A 4,844-nucleotide genomic window follows, 5' to 3' on the forward strand; every position below is an offset into this window, starting at 1 on the left:
AGCGAGGGCCATCGACGGCGCCCTTGTCGGCCAGCTTCTTGGACAGGGTGATGGCCTGGCCATTGTGGTTCAGGCCCATCAGCACGGCCATGTCACTTGCGCAGATCATCGAGACCCCCAGAGACAGACCACCGAGTAGCATATGAGACCAGATTTGTTCGCCCGGCTTCACTCCCCGTATTACATCTTCGCTCCCGCCTACGCTACCCACACGGAAGAAGCCCTGCTGCTGCACCGCTTGTGCCATGCGTTGAACCTGTGGGGGGAAGAAGCCTACGTGACCGATGAAGGCAGTACTGCCCTGCGCACGCCGCGCCTGACGCAGGAACTGATCAATGCCCACCTGGCCGCTGGGCGTAATCCCATCGTGATCTATGCCGGCAGCGTGGCCGGCAATCCGCTATCGGCCCTCAACGTGGTGCGCTATCAGCTCCACCCCGGCCAAACCGCGCGTGCGGGCGAGTTCCCGCTGGCCTGGCGGGCCGACCTGGCCGATGCCGGCGTGCCCCTATTGGAATTGCCGCTGGTGCCCGACGCCACCTTTGCTGCCCGGCGTGATCAGTTGGCGCGCCAGCTCGACGATTTCATCCTGGCCAGCCAGCGTCGCTTCAATGCTCCCGCCGCAGCGATGACGACTGCGGCAGCGCCTCTTGCTGCAACTGCGGCACCTGCTGCCGCAACTGCCAAGCGCAAGAAGCGACTGGTGGTGTATTCGGTCGAATCGACCTGGAGCCCCTGCCCGCAGATCCGCCTGATCCGGCCCTTCGCGCACCTCAAGGATGAATGGGAGCTGGTCTGGGGGATCCAGAACGGCAAGCTGCAAAGCGACTACCTGGCCGACGCCGACCTGATCCTGCTGCATCGCTACACCCCGGGACTGATGTCGCTGGATGTGCTGCGTACCATCTTCAGTTCCAGCATCCCCATCATCTATGAGTCCGACGACCTGCTCAACGACATTCCGGCCGACCACCCGGAGGCCCAGCAGGGCGCGGCCTGGAAGAGCGGCATCGAATTCTCGGTCAAGCACGCCAAGGCGGTGGTGGTCTCCACCGAATTCCTGGCGGCCAAGTACCGCGAACTCAATGCCCAGGTCCATGTGCTGCCCAACTACATCGACTTCGACCTGTTCTACCGCCCGGTGCCACAGCACCAGGACCCGGATGGCCGCATCAACATCGGCCTGCTGGGCTCCTCGATCCAGCCCTCCAACTTCGCGCTGGTCGATCAGGCCTTGCGCGCCCTGGTGGAGCGCTACGGCGCGCGCCTGCACATCGACTTCGTTGGCTGGGAATGTCCGCAGGGCTGGGCCGGTCATCCGCTGACCACCTTCCATACCTTCGTGCATCAGTACGTGGACTACGCCGCCCAACTGCGCCAGTGGAACTGGGATATTGCACTCATCCCGCTGGCCAGCGACCAATACAATCAATGCAAGAGCTACATCAAGTGGCTCGATTACTCGGCCGCCGGCATCGCTTCGATCTTCAGCGATGTCTCGGTGTACAACCAGGTCGTCACCCATGATGTCACCGGCCTGCTCATGCCCAATTCCAGCCAGGCATGGCTGGACGCCATCACGCAACTGATCGAGTCGCCCGAGAAACGCCACGCCCTGGCTGCAGCCGGCCAGCAGGAAGTGCGCGAAGGTTTCGACCTGGCCGCCAAGGCGGCGCATTACAACGAGGTCTATAGCCGCTGCCTGAAAGCCTGAAGACCATGAACAAGCACATCCTGCAGATCCACTATGATGAAGCCAGCCGCCGTATGCTCGACCCTGGCTTCACCCCGCTTGAAATCACCGGCAACCCCCGGCCCGATTGGCGGGAATACTGGGGCATCCGCAACTACTTCCTGAACAACTCGCTCAACGAGGACCATTACTACGGCTTCCTCTCCCCACTGTTCTTCGACAAGACCCGGATGAACGCGCAGCAAGTGCGCGATTTCATGGATAGCCGGCCTGGCGCGGATGTCTATACCTTCTCGCCCTCGATGTCGGACGCCTCGGCCTACCTGAGCGTGTTCGAACAGGGTGCGCGACGCCATCCCGGCATCGTGCAGGTGGCGCAGGCACTGATGGCCGACATCGGGCTGGAGGTCAATCTGCAATCGCTGGTCAACGATTTCCGCACCACCGCCTATTGCAATTACATCATCGCCAAGCCGGTGTTCTGGGATAAATGGTTTGCCATCAACGAGCACATGTTCGCGCTGGCCGAAGCCAATGCCACGCCCCTGGCGCGTAAGCTCAACGAGGTCACCGACTACGGCAAAAGTACGGTCCAGATGAAGGTTTTCATCATGGAGCGCATTGGTTCGCTGGTGATGGCGCTCATGCCTGAACTGCAGGTGAATAATCTGAACATTGCGGCCATGCGCTTCGGCGATCCCATGTTCTATCCCTGCCGCGATGAGATGGTGATGCTGGATGCGCTCAAGACCGCCTACCTGCATTCGGCCGACCAGGCCTACCTCGATCGTTTCTACGCCTTGCGCCACGACCTGCTGCGCCGTTGCGACCCGGAATACCGGCGCGACCGGCCGAGTCCCTTCTTCTGAGCAACACTGGTCGTCGGCGCCGTCCGGCGACCGCCTGCCACCACCTTCCCTCCCCGGGCGGCAATTCAAGTTTTGCCTTTTCTTTCCGTAGATGAACACATCAGTGCGGGCTGGCACACCTGCGCGTTGGCGTTCCGGCAACGCCGCCCATGCGATAAATAAGGGGCAAGTTGCATCGCTAATGTGGCCGTCATCCGCAAGCCCAAGCTGTCAAGATGCAAGCATGGGCAAGACTCTCTGTGACATTTCACCCAAGCAACATCCGTGGTAATGCAAGCGGTCGGGGTGGATGCAGATGCATATGAACATTCCGACCGCATCAGTAATGGCGAGCGCAGCACAATCCGGGCTGCAAGTCTTCAATATTAGGGAATCACGCGTAGATATGAATATTCTGGTCACCGGCGGCTGCGGCTACAAAGGCAGCGTTCTCGTCCCCAAACTGCTGGCGCGCGGCTACAAGGTGCATGTGCTGGACATCATGTGGTTCGGCAACTACCTGGCGCCGCACCCCAACCTGACCGTGACCGCCGGCGATGTGCGCAACATCGACCAGATCAACCTGGATGGCGTGGACACCATCATTCACCTGTCCTCGGTGGCCAACGATCCTTGTGGCGATCTCGATCCCAAGCTGACCTGGGAAGTCAGCGCACTGGCCACGATGCAACTGGCCGACAAGGCCGTGCGCAAGGGCGTCAAGCAATTCATCTACGCGTCTTCGGGCAGCGTCTATGGCCGATCTTCAGGTCTTCCCGTTCAGGGCCGTTCTCTTGCACAAAGTCGGCACCTTGCAACGCTTCTTCCAGGTCAGCATGAAACGATAGTCGCTCCAGCGAACTGCCGGGTGCCAGACCGCTGGTGCGCAGGCCCGGCCAATGCCGCTGCACCGACTCCAGCAAGCGCTCTTGTGCGCCCGGCTGCGGATCGGTGGCCGCCACTTCCAGCCCCTGGGCCAGGAAGTAGGCAACCCAACTGGCACCGATCACGCCCGTACCCACCACGGCGACACGCTTGATATCGCCCTTGTCCGGAATGCTGTTCATGGGCCAGCAACTGGCGGTCATTCATGTTGCGCAATTCCCAGTTCCATTCGCGGATGGCTTCGAAGCGCAGGTTCAACTGGTAGAACTTGAGCGAGCGCTGGAAACCGGCATTCTGCGAATACAGCGCCACTTCACCGGCGCCAGGCGGCGTGGGGCCAGGCGGGATGCTGATCTTCTGGCCCAGTTCTTCCAGCGCCAGTTGGCCATAGAAGCTGAAGTTGGGGGCGATCGATTCGAACAGGCGACGTGCGGCTTCGGTCTGGCCTTCTTCCTTCAAGGCGCGGCCCAGCCAGTAGACCCAGGTGGTGTCGCTGCGCAGGGGCGCAGGCATGGCTTCGATGGTCTTGCGCACGGTCTTCCAGTCGCCGTCGCGCAGGGCCATGCGCACCTTCCATTGCATGGCGTCCTGCGACAGCGGCGCCTCCTTGGCGCGCCGCCAGTAGTCCGAGGCTTCCGGGGCCAGCTTGTAGGACGCGGCCAGGGCGATCTGGGCCCAGCCCAGGGCGGCTTCCTGTGCCGTCAGGGTGCGCGCCTCGCTGAGGTAGGTCGCGGCCTGGGTCGGATTGCTCTTGGCAATGCGCCCCAGCGCGATGATGTAGAGCTGATGGTTGGCCGCGCCCCGGCCCGGGCCCTTGGCCAGCATCAACGCCGGGCGCTCCATCACCTGGGTCACGCTGACGTCGCCGCTATCGACCAGCACGGCGGCGCGGCGCGCCACGGTGGCATTGCCATTCTCGGCGGCCTGGCGGATCTGGAACCAGACATCGGCATCGCTGAACTGGCCGTTCTGGGCCAGCGTGGCGATCAGGTCGCTGCAACCCTGGCCGTAATCCTTGGGATTGGCCAACAGGGCGCGCGCATCCTCGGCCACGTTGGCGCCCTTCAAGGCGCGCGAATTGAGGGCGAAGCACTTGACCTGGGTATCGTCGTTGAGCACGAACTTGGGATACTGCTCATCGAACACGGTCCAGTTGCCGGTCTTGCCCAGCGCCAGCAGCCAGTCGTTGCGCAGGCGGTCGGCGATGGCCTGACCCTCCCAGCGCGCCAGGAAATCGCGGATTTCCTGTTCGCTGGCGCTGTAGTCGCGCACGCGCGGCTTCAAGCGGTAGTAATCGACATAGGACGCCAGCTCGTAGCCGGACAGGCGGGAAGCCAGATCTTGCGCCAGCGCGGCATTGTCGCTGGCGGCTGCCTGACGCAGGGCCAAGGAGATGTCGTCAGGCGCGGCATCCGGGG

3 protein-coding genes and 2 pseudogenes are annotated in these 4,844 nt (G+C 62.5%); 3 read left to right on the forward strand and 2 right to left on the reverse strand.

All coding sequences use genetic code 11. The features are described from left to right. Window positions 1-142 precede the first annotated feature (142 nt). The 3 genes and pseudogenes from I5W_RS19545 to I5W_RS30200 form a co-directional block, all read left to right on the forward strand. A complete protein-coding gene (locus I5W_RS19545) occupies window positions 143-1,714 on the forward strand; it encodes a glycosyltransferase family 4 protein (protein WP_252717122.1) in 1,572 nt (523 codons plus the stop codon). Window positions 1,715-1,719: 5 nt separating this feature from the next. Further along, the gene (locus I5W_RS19550) at window positions 1,720-2,562 is read left to right on the forward strand and encodes a hypothetical protein (RefSeq protein WP_017449829.1); all 843 of its coding nucleotides are present in this window, start codon (window positions 1,720-1,722) and stop codon (window positions 2,560-2,562) included. Between the two features lie 385 nt (window positions 2,563-2,947). Continuing rightward, window positions 2,948-3,259 (forward strand): annotated as a pseudogene (locus tag I5W_RS30200) (NAD-dependent epimerase/dehydratase family protein); the annotation flags it as partial. A 10-nt stretch (window positions 3,260-3,269) separates the two neighbouring features. On the opposite strand, the gene I5W_RS30205 reads toward I5W_RS30200, so the two are convergent. Together I5W_RS30205 and I5W_RS19560 are read right to left on the reverse strand one after the other, a co-directional pair. Further along, complete coding sequence (locus I5W_RS30205; RefSeq protein ID WP_306302678.1) at window positions 3,270-3,629, reverse strand: 3-hydroxyacyl-CoA dehydrogenase NAD-binding domain-containing protein; 360 nt, start codon at window positions 3,627-3,629, stop codon at window positions 3,270-3,272. Next, window positions 3,589-4,844, reverse strand: a pseudogene (locus I5W_RS19560) (lytic transglycosylase domain-containing protein); the annotation flags it as partial. The pseudogene I5W_RS19560 and the gene I5W_RS30205, both read right to left, overlap by 41 nt.

Source organism: Herbaspirillum sp. B65, from assembly GCF_000333555.1.
GTDB classification, from domain to species: Bacteria; Pseudomonadota; Gammaproteobacteria; order Burkholderiales; family Burkholderiaceae_D; genus Herbaspirillum; species Herbaspirillum rubrisubalbicans.

Bases quoted from the DNA above. Each gene is read 5' to 3' on its own strand.
- I5W_RS30205 (WP_306302678.1), bottom strand. From the start codon at position 3,629: ATGACCGCCAGTTGCTGGCCCATGAACAGCATTCCGGACAAGGGCGAT.
- I5W_RS19550 (WP_017449829.1), top strand. From the start codon at position 1,720: ATGAACAAGCACATCCTGCAGATCCACTATGATGAAGCCAGCCGCCGT.
- I5W_RS19545 (WP_252717122.1), top strand. From the start codon at position 143: ATGAGACCAGATTTGTTCGCCCGGCTTCACTCCCCGTATTACATCTTC.